Genomic DNA, 16,197 nt, shown 5'->3' with positions numbered 1-16,197 from the left:
CGGGGCGGACGCGCCTTGCCGGCAGGCAGGCATGCGCTCATAATCCATTTTTTATGGAATGGTCGATATGGAAATGCAGGCGGGAAGGGATACAGCCGGCCTGCCGTGCGGGTTCCGAATTTGCATGGACGGCGGTCGGCACGGAGATCGTGGCGGCCTGAACCGTGGAGATCGATGAACTCATGAAGCGGCCCATACAGACTGCCCCGCAGCAGACTCCCACGCAGGCCTTTCCGGATGCGCAGCCGACCCGGCCGCGCGCCCGTGGCCGCCCGCGCGCGTTCGACCGCGAAGCCGCGCTGGCGCAGGCCACGCGCCTGTTCTGGACCAAGGGCTACGAAGCCACTTCCATCGCCGACCTGACGGAAGCGATGGGAATCGGTTCGCCCAGCCTGTATGCGGCCTTCGGTTCGAAAGAGGCGCTCTATGCCGAGGCGCTGGATCACTACCGCCGCAACTATGAGGGGCTGGTCTGGCGCAATTTCCTTGCGGCCGACACGGCGCGCGCGGCGGTGCAGGCGCTGCTGCGGGATTCGGCGGCGGCCCTCACAGGCTGCCTGGCCGATATCCCGCATGGCTGCATGGTGACGCTGTCGTCGGTGGGCAGCGAAGGCCACGCCGAGCTCGGCGCACGGGTGAAGTCGGCACGGAAAGCGACGTTCGATCGGCTGAAGGCGCGCCTGGACCGCGCTGTCGCCGCGGGCGAGCTGCCGGCCTCCCTCGACGTCCCGGCGCTGGCCCGTTTCGTGCAGACGGTGCAGTACGGCATGTCCATCCTGGCCCGCGACGGCGCCACCCGCGCCGAACTGGAAGACGTGGCCCGCGTGGCCATGCTCAGCTGGGACGCCCGCACGGGCGCTTAGCCCAAGCCGCGTCCCGGGGGCTCGGGGCCATGAGGCCCGGCGCGCCGGGAGGACGTGTCACGCCGCCGCCAGCCTGCGCGCTTCGCTGGTTTCCCGGCCCGGCGGCAGGCCGAACATGCGGCGGTATTCCCGCGTGAATTGCGAGGCGCTCTCGTATCCCACGGCAAAGGCCGCGCTGCTGGCCGGCAGGCCTTCGGCCAGCATCAGCCGCCGGGCCTCGATCAGCCGCAACTGCTTCTGGAACTGCAACGGCGAGAGCGAGGTCATGGCGCGGAAATGATGGTGGAACGACGAAGGGCTCATGCCGGCCGCTGCCGCGAGCTGTTCCACCCGCAGCGGCTGCGCGTATTGCGCACGCAGCAGGGCGACGGCCCGCGCGATGCGCTGCGCATGGCCGTCGGGCCAGCAGAGGCGGCGGACGGCTGCGCCATGCCGGCCCGCCATCAGCCAGTAATGCAGTTCGCGCACGCGCGGCGCGCGCAGCACCGGCAGGGCCGCCGGCTGGTCGACCAACTGCAGCAGGCGCAGCGCCGCGCCCGCCACCTCGGCGTCGGTGGGCTCCACCTTCACCGGCGCTTCATGGCCCGCGCCGGACGGGGCGCCCATCTCCATGGCCAGTTCGGCGATCAATGCCAGGTCCAGCTCCATCACGAGGGAGTAGTACGGCCGCAGCGGGCTGGCATGGACGATCTGGCTCACGGTGGGCACGTCCGCCGTGATCAGCAGCGAGTCGCCAGCGCTGAAGGTGTAGCTGAGGTTGCCCATGGTGACCTGCTTGGTGCCCTGGACCACGAGGCACACCATGGGGCGGGAAATGGCGTATTGCAGATCGCTGGGGGCGTCGGCGCGCACGGTGGCGAGGCCCGCAACCGGGGTCGCGGCCACGCCCGCGGCATTGGCATGCGCCTGCGCGTGGCGCTGTACGGCGTCGAGCAGTGAGGTGGCGATCATGGCCCGATCCTGGACGGAATGAGGCGATCCTAACCGGATGGCGCGGCGTGTGCCAGCGGATTTGGAGGATCGGGCTAGAGATGTGCAGGTTTCGGCAGCGACGCGCGCCCGGCGCGTGGCGACAATGGGTGCCTCTCTTCCCCTAACGCAAAGGAGTGCCAGCATGACCAAGATCGCCATCGTAACCGGATCCAGCCGCGGACTGGGCCGCAATACCGCCCTGAGCATCGCCCGCAAGGGAGGCGACGTCGTCGTCACCTACCGCAGCGGCGAGGACGAAGCCCGGGCCGTGGTGTCGGAGATCCAGGCAATGGGGCGCAAGGCGATTGCCTTGCAGCTCGACACCGGCAAGGTGGCCGGTTTTCCCGATTTTGCGCGGCGCCTGGGCGCCGCCCTGCAGGACACATGGCAGCGCAACACCTTCGACCATCTGGTCAACAATGCCGGCCATGGCGACATGGCCCTGATCGCGGACACCACCGAAGCGCAGTTCGACGCCCTGGTGGACGTGCACTTCAAGGGCGTGTTCTTCCTGACGCAGGCATTGCTGCCGCTGCTGGCCGACGGCGGCCGTATCGTGAACCTGTCGTCGGGCCTGACCCGGGTGTCGTATCCGGGCTTCGCCGCCTACGCCGCGGCAAAGGGGGCGGTGGAAGTGCTCAGCGTCTACATGGCCAAGGAACTGGGCAGCCGCGGGATCGCGGTCAACACGGTGGCGCCGGGCGCGATCGAGACGGACTTCCTGGGCGGGGCCGTGCGCGATACGCCGGACCTCAACCAGACGTTTGCCGGGATGACGGCCCTGGGCCGCGTGGGCGTGCCCGACGACATCGGCCCGATGATCGCCAGCCTGCTGTCGGAAGACCATCGCTGGGTGAACGCGCAGCGCCTGGAAGTGTCCGGCGGGCAGGCCATCTGAGGGGCGCGGCGGGCCGGCGCAGCGCACACGGCTTCAGCCGGCCGGGGCGGTTTCCCCGGCCGCATCCCGCGCCAGCGTCACGCCGGCAATGACGGGCGTGCCCGTGTGCGGATCCCGCAGCAGGGTGCAGCGCACGCCGTAGAGCGCTTCCACCAGTTGGGGCGTGACGATGTCGGCCGGCGCGCCCTCGGCCACGATGCGGCCGTGGTTCATGGCCACCAGGTGGTCGGCGTAGCGGCAGGCGCTGGAGAGGTCGTGCACCACCATCACCACGGTCTTGCCAGCGTGGGCCAGTTGCCGGATGAGCTCGAAGACCTCGATCTGGTGCCCCAGATCCAGCGCAGAGGTGGGTTCGTCGAGCAGCAGCAGGGGCGTGTCCTGCGCGATGGCCATGGCGATCCAGGCGCGCTGCCGCTGGCCGCCCGACATGGAGTCCAGCGGCCGGTCGGCCAGCTCGCGGAGGTCCGCCACTTCGAGCGCTGCCTGCACCACGGCCTGGTCGTGGTCGCTCCATTGGCGCAGAAGGCCCTGGTGCGGCTGGCGGCCGAAGCGTATCAGCTCGGCCACGGTCAGGCCGTCGGGGGCGCTGGCGTCCTGCGGCAGCAGGGCCAGCAGCCGTGCCACCTCGCGGCTGGGCAGGGTGTTGACGGCCTTGCCGTTCAGCAGCACGGCGCCGCCCTGGGGCTTCTGCAGCCGCGCCAGGCCGGCGAGCAGGGTCGATTTGCCGCAGCCGTTGGGCCCGACGATGGCGGTGACGCTGCCCGGGGGGATGGCCAGGTCCAGCGATTCGATGATCAGCCGCTGCCCGTAGCCCATGCGCAAGGCGCGGGTGCCGAGGGTGGCGTGGGTATCGGCCGATTTGTACAGCAGGGAAGGAATGGTCGTAGTCATGGACGTTGCCGGGCCGATTGACGCAGGATGATCCACAGCAGGTAAGGCCCCCCGATGATGGCCATGATGATACCCACCGGGATCTCGATGGGGGCGAGGACAGTGCGGCCGACCCAGTCGGCGACCACGGTGAGCAGCGCGCCGGCCAGGGCCGCGTTGAGGACGGGTACCCCGTGGTGGCCGCCGAGGTAGCGGGCGATCTCCGGGGCGATCAGCGCCACCAGGCCGACGGGGCCGCACACGGCCACGGCCAGCGCGGTAAGGCCCACGGTGACGACCAGCGTGGCGATGCGCATGGCCTGCAGGCGTACCCCCAGGCCGGTGGCCACGCTGTCGGAGAAGCGCATGGCCGCCAGGCTGCGCGTGAGCAGCAGGCCCAGCGCCAGGAGCACGGGCAGGCTGTAGCCCAGCAGGGCCACCGTGGCCTTGGGGCGCGCATTGAGGCTGCCCACCGTCCAGGGGTAGGCGGCGTTGGCCGCGTCGATGGCGGCACGCGCCAGCATCAGGTTGGTGAGCGCCCCGAAGATGGCGCCCACCCCGATGCCCACCACGATGAAGCGATAGCCTCGCGCACCCGCGCCCGCCGCCAGCACGAAAGTCAGCGCCGCCGCGGTGGCGGCGCCCGCCAGGGCCAGCGACGAGGGCGCCAGGCTGGTGGAGACGGCAACGATGGAGGCGACCGCGAAGGCCGTGGCGCCGTTGTCTATGCCCACGATGCCCGGCGTGGCGAGGCGGTTGCGGGCCAGCGTCTGCATGAGGCAGCCTGCCGCGCCCAGGGCCGCGCCGCTGTAGAGGCCGGCCAGGACGCGGGGCAGGCGCAGCTCCATGACCAGCAGGCGCTGCATGGGCGTGCCGCCGCCCAGCACGGTGGCGACCAGGTCTGTCCAGGGCAGGGGGCGGGGGCCGCCGGCGCCCAGGCAGAAGAGCACGGCGCCGAGCAGCGCCAGCGACAACAGTGCGAACACCCAGGTGCTGCGGCGATGCAGCAGCACCGAGAGCTTCCCGGCGCGCAGCACGAGATAGCCATGGGGGCGGTGGGTGGAGACGGCGTTATGCATCGGGATCACAGGCTGGGCAGGCGATGGGTGCGCACCACGGCGATGAGGATGGGCGCGCCGATGAACGCGGTCAGCACGCCGACCGGCAGTTCGTAGGGCCGCACCACCAGGCGCGAGACGATGTCGGCCAGCAGCAGCACGCATGGCCCGAGCAGCACGCACAGGCCCAGCAGGCGGCGGATGTCGGTGCCGGCCAGGCGCCGCGCGATGTAGGGCACGATCAGGCCCAGGAACGCGATGGGGCCGGCCGCGGCGTTGGCCGTGCCCACCAGCAGGGCCACCGCCAGCAGGGTAGCGAGGCGCACCAGCTGCGGGTGGTGTCCCAGGCCCTTGGCCACGTGCTCGCCCAGGGCCAGCGCGGCCAGCGCGCGGACCAGCGGCAGCGTGACCAGCATGCCCAGCACCAGGCCGGGCAGGGTCCAGCCGAAGGTTTCCAGCGGGCGCCCGGCCAGTCCGCCCACCACCCAGAAGCGGACTTCGTCGGCGGTGCGCTGGTCGGCCAGCAGGATCATGCTGCTGCCTGCCGTCAGCAGGCCGGAGAACGCCGCGCCGGCCAGCACCAGGCGCACCGGGTCGTCTCCCACGCCGCGCATGCGCATGACCAGCATGACCAGCAGGCAGCCCGCCAGCGCGCCGGCAAAGGCCACCCAGAGATGCATGGTGGCCGCCGAGGCGCCCAGCAGGATGCCCAGCACCACGGCGAAGGACGAGCCGGCGCTGACCCCCAGCAGGCCGGGCTCGGCCAGCGGATTGCGCGTGACGGCCTGCATGAGCAGCCCCGCCACGCCCAGCGAGATGCCGACCAGCAGTGCCAGTTCGGTGCGCATCCAGCGCAGCTGGAAGACGGCGAAGCGGGCGTCGGCGTCGCCGCCGCCCAGCAGCACGGCCAGGCTGTCGCGGGGGCCGGCGTCGCCCGCACCGACCAGCAGGCTGGCCAGACACAAAAGCAGAAGGCACAGGGCCGAAAGACCCAGTGCCTTCCAGGGCATGCGTTGCACGGAGGCCATTACTTCGCCAGCGCCTTCTCCGTGTCGTCGAGTATGTGCATCGCGGCGAGGTAGCCCGAGCTGCTGCTCCAGATCTGTCCGTCGACGCTGACCACGTGTCCGGCCTGCGCCGCCTTCAGGCGCTGGAAGGCGGGCTGCTTGCGGGCTTCTTCGAGGGCCTTGCGGCCATCGGGGTTGAGGGTGGCCAGGAAGATCCAGTCGGCGTCGGCCTTGGCGAGGTTCTCGAGGCTGAGGATATCGCTGTGGGGACGTTCGGTGATGCTCGCGGCAAGCGCGTTGGGCTGCAGGCCGAGCTTCTGCAGCAACTGGCCGACGAACAGATGGCTGGACATCATCATCGCGCCTTGCGGCATCCAGCGCACTACCGAGACGGTGGTGTCGGCGGGCATGCGCTTGCGCAGGTCGGCGACGCGGGCCTCGACCTCGGCGATGCGCTTCTCGGCTTCGTCGGACTTGTCCAGCGCCTTGCCGTACAGGCGCAGCGTGTCTTCCCACGGTTCGAAGTTGGTGCCGGCGGGCACCACGGTGGGCGCGATCAGGCTGAGCTTTTCGTACATTTCCTTGGGCAAGCCGGCCGCGGCGAGGATGAGGTCGGGTTGCAGGGCAAGAATGGATTCGAGGCTGGGCTCGCGCACGGTGCCCACCAGGGCGATGGCGCCGCCCTTGCTCTTGAGGTAGTCGGGAATGTCGGTGCCGCCGCGGCTGGCCAGCGCCCCGACGGGCTTGACGCCCAGCGCGATGCTGGCATCCAGGGCGTTCTCGCCCAGGGTCACCACACGCTGCGGCGTGCCCTGCAGCTGCAGGGCGCCGTGGGCGGTTTCGATGGTGCGATCGGCGGCCAACGCGCCGGCGGCCAGGGTGAGGCCCGCCAGCAGGACGGAGGCTTGCATGCAGAGACGGCGTACGGACAGGGAACGGACTGGGTGCATCGATTTCCTCGTGAAGCGCGGCGCCCCGGGGGCCGCGGAACCTGGACAGGCGCGCGGACGCGGCGTCCATGACTAAGAATCAGTTGTATTTGAACGCCAGTTTACATTCGATCACAGCGGGGGTGCCCGACAGGACGATTGCAGTCGATTACGAAATCGTCATGAGGCCGGCGTTTCGTGCCCGCCGCGGGCGCGCACGAAATCGATGAAGGCCCGCAGCGGCGAGGGCAGGTGCCGGCGCCCGGGATAGTAGAGAAAGGGGCCGCTGAAGCTGGGCCACCACGGCTCCAGCACCGGTTCGAGCGCGCCGCTTTGCAGGTGGGGCGCGAGCCAGTCCTCGAAAATCTGGATGATGCCCAGCCCGGCCACGGCGGCCTGCACGGCCAGGTCGGCGCCGGCGCCCAGGCGCACCAGCAGCGGGCCGCGCGGGTCGATGCGCACGGTTTCGCCGTCGCGCTCGTATTCCCAGGCGGGGACTGCACCGCTGGGAAACTGGCCCCGCAGGCAGGCATGCCGCAGCAGGTCATGCGGATGCGCGGGCCTGCCGTGGGCGTCCAGGTACGCAGGGGACGCCGCGGTGGCGAAACGCTGGACCCGCGGGCCGATCGGCACGGCGATCATGTCCTGCTCCAGCCGTTCCTCGTAGCGTATGCCCGCGTCGCAGCCCGCCGCGATCAGGTCCACGAAGCTCTCTTCGATGATGATCTCGAGCTTGATGTCCGGGTAGGTCTGCAGGAAGGGGGTGATGAGGGGGGCCAGCACCAGGCGTGCCGCGCTGAGCGGCACATTGAGCCGCAGGGTGCCCGCCGGCCTGTCGCGGAAGCGGTTCACCATGTCGAGCGCGGTCTGGATCTCGTCCAGCGCGGGCGCGAGGCGCCCGGCCAGTTGTGCGCCGGCCTCGGTGGGCGCAACACTGCGCGTGGTGCGATGCAGCAGGCGTACTCCCAATGCGGCTTCCAGGCGCCGTACCGCCTCGCTGAGCGTGGAGGCCGAGCTGCCGGTGGCGCGGGCTGCCTCGCGGAACCCGCCGGCCTGGATGACCGCAAGCAGGGCATGAAGGTCGGGCAAGGGCTGCATTGTGCTGTATTCCGTACAAGTTGTTCGGACTGTACCAGATTGTCCGTCAATGAAGGCCGGCCTATCCTGGCGTCTCTTCATCTATCGGGAACTGCCATGACCACCATCGACTTGAGCCCATCCGGACGCTATTCCCTGGGCAGCCTGGACGTGACCCGCATGGGCTACGGCGCCATGCAACTGGCGGGGCCCGGCGTATTCGGCCCGCCCAAAGACAGCCAGGCCGCCATCGCGGTGCTGCGCGCCGCGGTGGACGCAGGCGTGGACCATATCGACACGAGCGACTTCTACGGCCCGCACGTCACCAACCGGCTGATACGCGAGGCCTTGCATCCCTACCCGGAGAACCTCGTCATCGTGACCAAGGTCGGCGCGCTGCGGGGTGCCGATGCCTCCTGGAATCCGGCGCAGAGTCCGGCCGAACTGCGCAGCGCCGTGCACGACAATCTGCGCAACCTGGGCCTGGACGCGCTCGATGTGGTGAACCTGCGCATCATGGGCAACGTGCATGCGCCCGCCGAAGGCTCCATCGAAGCGCCGTTCACGGCACTGGCGCAAATGCAGCAGGAGGGCTTGATACGGCACCTGGGCCTGAGCAATGCCACGCCGGCGCAGTTGGCCCAGGCCCAGGGGATCGCCGACGTCGTGTGCGTGCAGAACCACTTCAACCTGGTGCACCGCGCCGACGATGCCTTCGTCGACGAACTGGCGAGGCAGGGCATCGCGTATGTGCCTTTCTTCCCGCTGGGCGGCTTCTCGCCGCTGCAGTCGGAACGCCTGGCCCAGGTGGCGGCGCGCCTGGGCGCCACGCCGATGCAGGTGGCGCTGGCCTGGCTGCTGGCCAGGGCGCCCAACATCCTGCTGATTCCGGGCACGTCCAGCCTGGGCCATCTGCAGGAAAACCTGGCCGCGGCGCGGCTGGTGCTGCCCCCGGACGCGCTTGCCGAACTCGACATGGTGCGGGCGCCGGACTGAATCTGAATCGCAGCGGCCTGCCCGTGTCCGTCGGGACCGGGCATGCGCAGTTGCTCCACCACCCATGCGGCCCGCGCGGGGAGAGGCCACGCCGAACGGTGGATGAGCCGGCGCGTATCCGTCACCGGCGCGCCGTAGACGGTTTCAGACGGCGCCCGCCACGCATTCACGCAGCCAGCGATGCGCGGGATCGCGGTGCACGCGCTCGTGCCACAGCATGGACATCTCGTAGCCGGGCACTTCCAGCGGCGCCTGCACCGTCTGCAGCCCCGGAAAGCCGCGCGCCAGGCGTTCCGGCAGCATGGCCACGAGGTCGGTGGAGGCCACGGCCGACAGCGCGAAGAGGAAGTGCGGCACCGACAGCACCACGCGGCGCTGCAGGCCCAGCGCGGCCAGGGCGGCGTCCGTCATGCCGTGGAAGCCGCCGCCGTCGGGAGACACCAGCACGTGCTCCAGCCGGCAGAACTGGGCCGCCGTGGGCCGGCGCCGCAGGCGGGGGTGGCCCGCCCGGCCCACCAGCACATAACGCTCGGTGAACAAGGGCCGGCGCCTGAGCCCGGGCGGGGCATCGTGGCTGGTGTGCAGCACCAGGTCGACTTCGCCCTGTTCCGCCTGCCGGTGTATCCGGGCAGGAGCCAGCTCCAGTACCGCCAGCCGCGTGTGGGGCGCCCCGGCGCGCAGCAGGGGCAACGCCGGGCGCACGATGGTGGATTCCGCGTAGTCGGACGCCATGATGCGCCAGGTATGCGTGGCGCGGGCGGCGTCGAACGTATCGGCGGGGGCCACCGCCTGCGCCAGCGCCTCGAGCGCCTGGTGCAGCGGGGCGCGCAGCGCCTCGGCGCGGGCCGTGGGCCGCATGCCGCGCGGGCCGGGAAGCAGCAGGGGATCGCCCAGGAGTTCGCGCAGCCGTGCCAGCTGGGCGCTGACGGAGGGTTGCGAGAGATTCAGCCGCCGGGCTGCCCGGGTGACGTTCTGCTCGGCCAGCAGTACGTCCAGGGTACGCAGCAGATTGAGATCGATCCGCTTCAAATCGTCCATATCTATACCTGGAATAAGCATAATCCATTTCTACTATAGTGTGGCGAGGCCTAAGCTGGCGGCAATCCTCTCTGGAGCTGCCTCGATGAATGTATTGATCGTCTACGCCCATCCCGAACCCCGTTCGCTGAATGGCGCCCTGAAGAACCATGCTGTGCAGCACCTGCAGGCGGCGGGCCATGCCGTGCAGGTATCGGACCTGTACGCGATGAACTGGAAAGCGGTGCTCGACGCGGCCGACTGCCTGGATCGCCAGCCCGACGCCCGTTTCGATCCTTCGCTGGACTCCCGGCATGCCTACGAGACCGGCACCCAGGCGCCCGACATCGCGCGCGAGCAGGACAAGCTGCGCTGGGCCGACGCGGTGATATTCCAGTTCCCGATGTGGTGGTTCTCCATGCCCGCCATCATGAAGGGCTGGGTGGAGCGGGTCTACGCGTATGGCTTTGCCTACGGGGTGGGAGAGCATTCGGACGCGCGCTGGGGCGACCGCTATGGCGAGGGCATGCTGGCCGGCAAGCGGGCCATGCTGGTGGTGACCGCCGGCGGCTGGGAGTCGCACTACGGCCCGCGCGGCATCAACGGCCCGATCGACGAGCTGCTGTTCCCCATACACCACGGCATCCTGTACTACCCGGGCATCGAGGTGCTGCCGCCTTTCGTGGTGTATCGCACCGGCCGCATCGATGCCGGGCGCTACCGCCAGATCTGCACGGAACTCGAGCGGCGTCTCGACACCCTGCGCGAGACGCCGCCCATTGCCTACCGCCCGCAGAATGGCGGCGCCTACGAGATTCCCGCGCTCACCTTGCGCGCCGACCTGGCGCCGGGCGAGTACGGCGTACGGATCCACGCGACGGACCCGGGCGAGGCCGCGTCGACGGCTTGACCGCGCATCCGCCGTGCGCCACGCTATGCCATCGCCTTTCGGGAGAACGGGCATGGCGGGGCATGGCACGGATACGGAGCGCGCGCAGGAAGAGGTGCTGGACTGGCTGTGCGGCCCGCACATGCTCGGCGGCGAACCGGGTGGCGTCACGTCCCGGCGCACCCATATCTCCGTGATCGCCATGGCGGGCCAGCGGGTCTTCAAGCTCAAGCGCGCCGTACGCCTGCCGTACCTGGACTTCTCCACGCCGGAAATCCGGCTGCGCGTCTGCCGCCGCGAACTCGCACTGAACCGCCGCACCGCGCCCGCCATCTACCGCACGGTGCACCGCGTCACGCGTGAGGCCGACGGCTCGCTGGCGCTGGACGGGAAGGGCGAACTGGTCGACGCGGTGCTCGAGATGGCGCGCTTCGACGAAGCCGGCCTGTTCGAGAACCTGGCCCGCCAGGGGCTGCTCACGCCTGCGCTGGCGGGCGACGCTGCCGTCAGGGTGGCACGCTTCCACGCCGCGGCGCCGGTGGTGCGGCGCCGCGACGGCGCGGCATCGATCCAGCACGTGCTGGAGGGAGCCGTCGAGAGCCTGGTGGCGGCGGATGCATTGCCGCGTGCCGAAGTGGCCGTACTGGTGCGGGCGCTGCGCCTGGCCTTCGACCGCCATGCGGCGCTCCTCGATGCCCGGGCCGCGCGCGGCGAGGTGCGCCGCTGCCATGGCGATCTGCACCTGGGCAACCTGTGCCTGCTCGACGGCGTGCCTACGCTTTTCGACTGCCTCGAATTCGATGAGGAACTGGCCACCACCGACGTGCTCTACGACCTGGCGTTCCTGCTCATGGACCTGTGGCAGCAGGGGCTGCGCGAGCAGGCCAACGCGGCTTTCAACCGCTACCTCGACGAGGCAGGGCAGGCCGACGGGCTGCCGCTGCTGCCGCCGTTCATGGCACTGCGCGCCGCCATCCGCGCCCACATCGCAGGCGGCCGGGCATCGCAGGCGCAGGGAGAGGAGACGCGCGAATTCGCGGGCGAGGCGCATCATCTGCTGGAGGCCGCGCTGGCCATGCTGCAGCCGGCGGCGCCGGTGCTGGTGGCGGTGGGAGGGTTCAGCGGCAGCGGCAAGTCCACCGTCGCGGCGGGACTGGCGCCGGGGCTGGGGCAGGTGCCGGGCGCGCGCGTGCTGTCGAGCGACCGCATACGCAAGCGCATGCACAAGGTGGATCCCCTGGAGCGCCTGCCTGAATCGGCCTACCGGCCCGACATGTCCGAGCGCGTATACGCTGCACAGGCGCGGGAGGCGCGCGCGGCGCTGCGCGCGGGTTCGGCCGTGGTGGCCGATGCCGTGTTCGACCGGGCGCAGGCGCGCGAGCGCATCGCGGGCGCGGCGCAGGCCGCAGGCGTGCCGTTCCAGGGGCTCTGGCTGCAGGCCGATCCCGAGCGCCTGGCCGAGCGTGTGCGCTCGCGCCGCAACGATCCCTCGGATGCCACCGAGGCGGTGTTGCGCGCGCAGTTGGTGCGGGCGGAGGAAGCGCAGGACGACACCGGCTGGGAGAAGGTGGATGCCGGCGGCGCCATTGCCGACACCCTGGCGCATGCGCGCCGGGCCATCGGCAGGCCGTAGCCGCGCTTACAGCCAGCCTTGCCGCTGCATGGCCTCGCCGAGGAAATCCAGGAAGGAGGTGATGCGCAGCGACAAGGCCGTGTTGCGGTAGTACACGGCATGGATGGGCTGGCGATCGTCCTGCGTAAGGCGCGGCAGCAGCTCCACCAGCCTGCCGGCCTCGCGGTCGTTGCAGCTCATGAAATCCGACAGGCAGACGATGCCGGCGCCGGCGAGCGCCAGCTGGCGCAGCGTCTCGCCGCTCGCGCAGCGTATGTGCGGCTGCACGTGCAGGGCAGCGCCATCGGCGGCGCGCAGCGGCCATTCGTTCAGCGATTCGGGCTCGGTGAAGCCCAGCAATGCATGGCCGGCCAGGTCCTCGACGCTGCGCGGCTTGCCGTGGGCGGCCAGGTAGTCGGGGCTGGCCAGCACGCGGCGACGGCTGCTGCCCATGGGGCGGGCATGCAGGGTGGAGTCCTTGAGCCGGCCGATCCGCAGCGCCACGTCGGTGCGGCGCTCGATCAGGTCGGTGTAGCCCTCGTTGCTGACCAGCTCCAGCTCCACGTCGGGATAGCGCGCGCGATAGGCCGGCACCACCGGGACGATGACGTGCAGCATGAAGGGCGTCGCCGCGTCCACGCGCAGCCGGCCTGCCGGGTGTTCGCGGCGCGCCGCCATGTACTCCTCGGCTTCCTCCACCGAGGCCACGATGCGCCGCGCCCGTTCCAGCAGGGCCCGGCCCTCCTCGGTGAGTTCCAGCCGCCGGGTGGTGCGCCGCAGCAGGGTGGTGCCCAGCTTTTCCTCCAGCCGCGCCAGCGTGCGGCTGGTGCCCGACACCGTCTGGCCCAGGTGTTCCGCCGCGCGCGAGATCGAGCCGGCGTCCACGACCACGATGAAAGTGCAGAGTTCGTCCAGCGTGGTCTGCATATTTGAGCCCCGATCAAGAGTGCTTGGACTATAAACCACGGATGTGCAAAGGAAAACCTTTCCGCCGCCATTGTGCGCTGCACGATGGCGGCGGTAGAATCGTCGCGCCTTACCCGTTCATTCGCCAGAAGGTCACATTCATGAGCAATGCCTATCTCGACGCGCTGAAGAAGCGCCGCACCCAATACGCCCTGGGCCGCAACGTGCCTCTCTCCAAGGAGGAACTCACGACCCTGATCCAGGAAGCGATCAAGCATTCGCCGTCCTCGTTCAACTCCCAGAGCTCGCGGGCGCTGGTGCTCTTCGGCGCCGAGAGCGAGAAGCTCTGGGAGTTGGCCGTGGAGGAAGTGCGCAAGGTGGCGCCCGCCGAGGGCTTCGAAAAGACCGAGGCCAAGCTCAAGAGCTTCGCCGCCGGCGTGGGCACCGTGCTGTTCTTCGAAGACCAGGACGTGGTGAAGGGCCTGCAGGAGAAGTTCGCGCTGTATGCAGACAATTTTCCCGTCTGGTCGGAGCAGGCCGGCGGCATGGCGCAACTGTCGGTCTGGAGCACGCTGGCCAACGCCGGCGTCGGGGCCAGCCTGCAGCACTACAACCCGCTGATCGACGGCGTCGTGGCGCAGACCTGGAACATTCCGGCGTCGTGGAAGCTGCGTGCGCAGATGCCGTTCGGTTCGAATGAAGCGGCTTTCGGCGAGAAGGCCTTCATGGATGACGCCGAGCGCTTCCGCGTAGCCGGCTGAGGTCTACGCCGCGCGCCAGGGCGCGGCCGGCCGGTGCGATGCGGGGCGGCTCCCGCATCGCCTCTACACCATCGTGCAATTCTTGCCGGGCCGCGCGTCCGGCGCGTCTCCCGGCATTGCAGGCACGCAGCTTGCGCGCCTTTCCGGCCTGGTCTTCCGGAGAGCGCCGCCATGAGCCACACCCGAGAAATCACCGTCGTCATCACGGGCGCGTCCAGCGGCATCGGCCGCGCCACGGCGGAACGTTACGCCGCCGAAGGGGCACGCCTGGTCCTGGCGGCCCGGGGCATCGACAAGCTGGAGAGCGCCGCGCAGATGTGCCGGCGGTTCGGTGCGCAGGTGTGCGCCGTGCCCACCGACGTCACCGACCCGGCCGAGGTGGCGGCATTGGCGGCGCGGGCGGCGGAGTTCGGCAACGGCCGGATCGACATATGGATCAACAACGCGGGCGTGGGCGCCGTGGGGCCCTTCGACGAGACGCCGGTGGCGGCGCACCGGCAGGTGGTGCAGGTCAACCTGCTGGGCTACCTGTACGGCGCGCACGCCGTGCTGCCGTACTTCAAGAGACAGGGGCGCGGCGTGCTGGTCAACGTGCTGTCGCTGGGGGCATGGGCGCCCACGCCCTATGCGGTGGCGTACACCGCCAGCAAGTATGGCCTGCGGGGCTATTCCGAGGCGCTGCGCGGAGAATTGCACGACTGGCCCGATATCCACATCTGCGACGTATTCCCTTCCGTGGTGGACACGCCGGGCTTTGCGCACGGCGCCAACTACACCGGACGGCAATTGCGGCCGCCGGGCCCGCTGTATGACGCGCGGCAGGTGGCACGGGCCATCCATGACGCCGTGGCACGGCGGCGGCGCGCCGTCACGGTGGGGGCGGTGGCTGGCCTGGCGCGCGTGGCCAACGGCGTGGCGCCACCCCTGCTGCGTGTGGCCCTGGCGCTGGCCTTCGAAGCCTACTTCCGCCGAGCCGAACCCGCGCCCATCACCGACGGGACGCTCCATGCGCCCGTTTCGGGCGAGCCGGGGCGCATCGACGGGGGATGGCGCGCCGGCCGCGGGCCGCTGCGCGAGGTGGGGCTGCTGGCCGGCGCCGGCTTTCTCGGCATGCTGATGTGGCAGAAGCTGCGCCGCTGAACGGCGCACGAGGGCCGCCGGCATGCGGGCATGCAGCTTGCGAGCCGGCGGGGCAACATAGGAGGACCGCACGATGAACAAGACGCACTGGGTGGTGGTGGCCGACGAGGCCATTGCCCGCATCCTGCAGTGGCCCGAAGTGGGCGATGAGCTCGAGCCCGTGGAAGAGCTGACCGACCCCGACGCGCACGCCGACGGCGCGGAGTTGCGTCGCGATGCCTACGGGCGGCGCGCCGGCGGGGGAGCGCAGGATGCCGCCCGCGCCGGGCCCAACGTCACGTCTTCGGCCGGCACCGGCGAACTGCACAAGGAAGCCGGGGACTTCGCGCGTCGCGTCGCGGGCCACCTGGACGAAGCGCTTCGGCAGGGCAGGTTCGACACGCTGCGCATCGTGGCGGCGCCGCGCTTCCTGGGCCTGCTGCGCAAGGCCCTGACGCCCCAGGTGGCCGACACGGTGGCGCTGGAGCTGGACAAGGACCTGGTGCATGCCAGCGGCCGCGAGCTGACCGAGCGGCTCTTTCCCATGTCGGGCGGGCTGGCTGCGCCGGGCGTACCGCGCCGCGGCTGATGGCGGCCGCGCCCGGAACGTGCGAAGCGCACGCACTGGAGCATGTGCTGGACGCGTTGATCTCGCTGGCCCGTCGCCAGGAGCGCGTGTCGGTGGCGGACGCCCAGCGCGAGCTGGGCGCCCGCGGATTCGGACCCTTCCTGTTCGTGCCGGCGCTGGTGGAGATCAGCCCGGTAGGCGGCATACCCGGCGTACCCTCGCTCATGGCGCTGATCGTGGCCGTGACGGCGCTGCAGATGCTGGCGGGCCGCAATGAATTCTGGCTGCCCGGCTTCCTGCGACGCTGCGCGGTGGGCAGCAACCGCCTCGATGCCGGCCTGGCCAGGGCGCGTCCCGTCGTACGGCGGCTGGACCGGCTGCTGCGCTGCCGGCTCGAATGGATGGGCCGCCGGCCCTGGATGCAGGGGGTCGCGCTGGTCTGCCTGTTGTGCGCGGCGGCGGTCGTGCCGCTCGAATTGCTCCCCTTCGTCAGCTCCGTGCCGTTCTCGGCCATCGCCCTCATCGGCCTGGGGCTGATCGGGCGCGACGGGGCCGTCGTGCTGCTGGGCACGCTGGTGGCTGCCGGGGCATTCGTGGTGGTGGCGTGGCGGCTGGGCTGAAGCCCGGCCGCCGGGGGCGGAACGCATGCAGCCGG

General features: G+C 70.5%; 17 protein-coding genes. 9 read left to right on the top strand and 8 right to left on the bottom strand.

The window, feature by feature from the left end; genetic code table 11:
- Positions 1–182: 182 nt before the first annotated feature.
- The gene (locus ACYBYQ_RS11075; RefSeq protein WP_459614246.1) at positions 183–863 is read left to right on the top strand and encodes a TetR/AcrR family transcriptional regulator; all 681 of its coding nucleotides are present in this window, start codon (positions 183–185) and stop codon (positions 861–863) included.
- A gap of 57 nt (positions 864–920) precedes the next feature.
- Here ACYBYQ_RS11075 and ACYBYQ_RS11070 read toward each other — a convergent pair whose 3' ends face one another.
- Positions 921–1,814 (bottom strand): AraC family transcriptional regulator, encoded by an 894-nt coding sequence (locus ACYBYQ_RS11070; RefSeq protein WP_459614245.1) that lies wholly within the window; start codon positions 1,812–1,814, stop codon positions 921–923.
- A gap of 163 nt (positions 1,815–1,977) precedes the next feature.
- Between ACYBYQ_RS11070 and ACYBYQ_RS11065 the strand changes: the two genes are divergently transcribed.
- Positions 1,978–2,733, top strand: coding sequence for an SDR family oxidoreductase (locus ACYBYQ_RS11065; RefSeq protein WP_459614244.1), 756 nt, complete (start codon positions 1,978–1,980; stop codon positions 2,731–2,733).
- 33 nt (positions 2,734–2,766) lie between these two features.
- Here ACYBYQ_RS11065 and ACYBYQ_RS11060 read toward each other — a convergent pair whose 3' ends face one another.
- From ACYBYQ_RS11060 to ACYBYQ_RS11040, 5 genes are all read right to left on the bottom strand, one after another.
- Positions 2,767–3,624, bottom strand: a complete 858-nt coding sequence (locus tag ACYBYQ_RS11060; RefSeq protein ID WP_459614243.1) for an ABC transporter ATP-binding protein — start codon at positions 3,622–3,624, stop codon at positions 2,767–2,769.
- Positions 3,621–4,682, bottom strand: coding sequence for a FecCD family ABC transporter permease (locus ACYBYQ_RS11055; RefSeq protein WP_459614242.1), 1,062 nt, complete (start codon positions 4,680–4,682; stop codon positions 3,621–3,623). The genes ACYBYQ_RS11060 and ACYBYQ_RS11055 overlap by 4 nt, the downstream gene beginning before the upstream one ends.
- A 5-nt stretch (positions 4,683–4,687) precedes the next feature.
- The gene (locus tag ACYBYQ_RS11050) at positions 4,688–5,689 is read right to left on the bottom strand and encodes a FecCD family ABC transporter permease (protein ID WP_459614241.1); all 1,002 of its coding nucleotides are present in this window, start codon (positions 5,687–5,689) and stop codon (positions 4,688–4,690) included.
- The gene (locus ACYBYQ_RS11045; RefSeq protein ID WP_459614240.1) at positions 5,689–6,579 is read right to left on the bottom strand and encodes an ABC transporter substrate-binding protein; all 891 of its coding nucleotides are present in this window, start codon (positions 6,577–6,579) and stop codon (positions 5,689–5,691) included. Before ACYBYQ_RS11045 ends, ACYBYQ_RS11050 begins: the two co-directional genes overlap by 1 nt.
- Before the next feature lie 198 nt (positions 6,580–6,777).
- Positions 6,778–7,695 carry a LysR family transcriptional regulator gene (locus ACYBYQ_RS11040; RefSeq protein ID WP_459614239.1) on the bottom strand — a complete coding sequence of 306 codons (918 nt, stop codon included), beginning with the start codon at positions 7,693–7,695 and terminating at the stop codon, positions 6,778–6,780.
- A gap of 96 nt (positions 7,696–7,791) precedes the next feature.
- Here ACYBYQ_RS11040 and ACYBYQ_RS11035 point away from each other — a divergent pair, with 96 nt between their 5' ends.
- The gene (locus ACYBYQ_RS11035; protein WP_459614238.1) at positions 7,792–8,670 is read left to right on the top strand and encodes an aldo/keto reductase family oxidoreductase; all 879 of its coding nucleotides are present in this window, start codon (positions 7,792–7,794) and stop codon (positions 8,668–8,670) included.
- A 144-nt stretch (positions 8,671–8,814) separates the two neighbouring features.
- On the opposite strand, the gene ACYBYQ_RS11030 is transcribed toward ACYBYQ_RS11035, so the two are convergent.
- Positions 8,815–9,708: a LysR family transcriptional regulator gene (locus tag ACYBYQ_RS11030; RefSeq protein ID WP_459614237.1), complete on the bottom strand. Its 894-nt coding sequence runs from the start codon at positions 9,706–9,708 to the stop codon at positions 8,815–8,817.
- 85 nt (positions 9,709–9,793) lie between these two features.
- Here ACYBYQ_RS11030 and ACYBYQ_RS11025 point away from each other — a divergent pair, with 85 nt between their 5' ends.
- Complete coding sequence (locus ACYBYQ_RS11025) at positions 9,794–10,597, top strand: NAD(P)H-dependent oxidoreductase (RefSeq protein ID WP_459614236.1); 804 nt, start codon at positions 9,794–9,796, stop codon at positions 10,595–10,597.
- A gap of 52 nt (positions 10,598–10,649) precedes the next feature.
- Positions 10,650–12,209, top strand: coding sequence for a bifunctional aminoglycoside phosphotransferase/ATP-binding protein (locus tag ACYBYQ_RS11020; protein WP_459614235.1), 1,560 nt, complete (start codon positions 10,650–10,652; stop codon positions 12,207–12,209).
- Between the two features lie 6 nt (positions 12,210–12,215).
- Here ACYBYQ_RS11020 and ACYBYQ_RS11015 read toward each other — a convergent pair whose 3' ends face one another.
- The gene (locus ACYBYQ_RS11015) at positions 12,216–13,115 is read right to left on the bottom strand and encodes a LysR substrate-binding domain-containing protein (RefSeq protein ID WP_459614234.1); all 900 of its coding nucleotides are present in this window, start codon (positions 13,113–13,115) and stop codon (positions 12,216–12,218) included.
- Between the two features lie 140 nt (positions 13,116–13,255).
- Here ACYBYQ_RS11015 and ACYBYQ_RS11010 point away from each other — a divergent pair, with 140 nt between their 5' ends.
- The 4 genes from ACYBYQ_RS11010 (at position 13,256) to ACYBYQ_RS10995 (ending at position 16,162) form a co-directional block, all read left to right on the top strand.
- Positions 13,256–13,855: a nitroreductase family protein gene (locus ACYBYQ_RS11010; protein ID WP_459614233.1), complete on the top strand. Its 600-nt coding sequence runs from the start codon at positions 13,256–13,258 to the stop codon at positions 13,853–13,855.
- Between the two features lie 171 nt (positions 13,856–14,026).
- Positions 14,027–14,995, top strand: a complete 969-nt coding sequence (locus ACYBYQ_RS11005) for an SDR family oxidoreductase (RefSeq protein WP_459614232.1) — start codon at positions 14,027–14,029, stop codon at positions 14,993–14,995.
- A 73-nt stretch (positions 14,996–15,068) separates the two neighbouring features.
- Positions 15,069–15,563: a host attachment protein gene (locus ACYBYQ_RS11000; RefSeq protein WP_459614231.1), complete on the top strand. Its 495-nt coding sequence runs from the start codon at positions 15,069–15,071 to the stop codon at positions 15,561–15,563.
- On the top strand, positions 15,563–16,162 hold the full coding sequence (locus ACYBYQ_RS10995) for an exopolysaccharide biosynthesis protein (RefSeq protein WP_459614230.1): 600 nt from the start codon (positions 15,563–15,565) through the stop codon (positions 16,160–16,162). The genes ACYBYQ_RS11000 and ACYBYQ_RS10995 overlap by 1 nt, the downstream gene beginning before the upstream one ends.
- Positions 16,163–16,197 lie beyond the last annotated feature (35 nt).

It is taken from the genome of Bordetella sp. 2513F2, from assembly GCF_054642735.1.
This window is presented reverse-complemented; position numbering and strand designations above follow the sequence as displayed.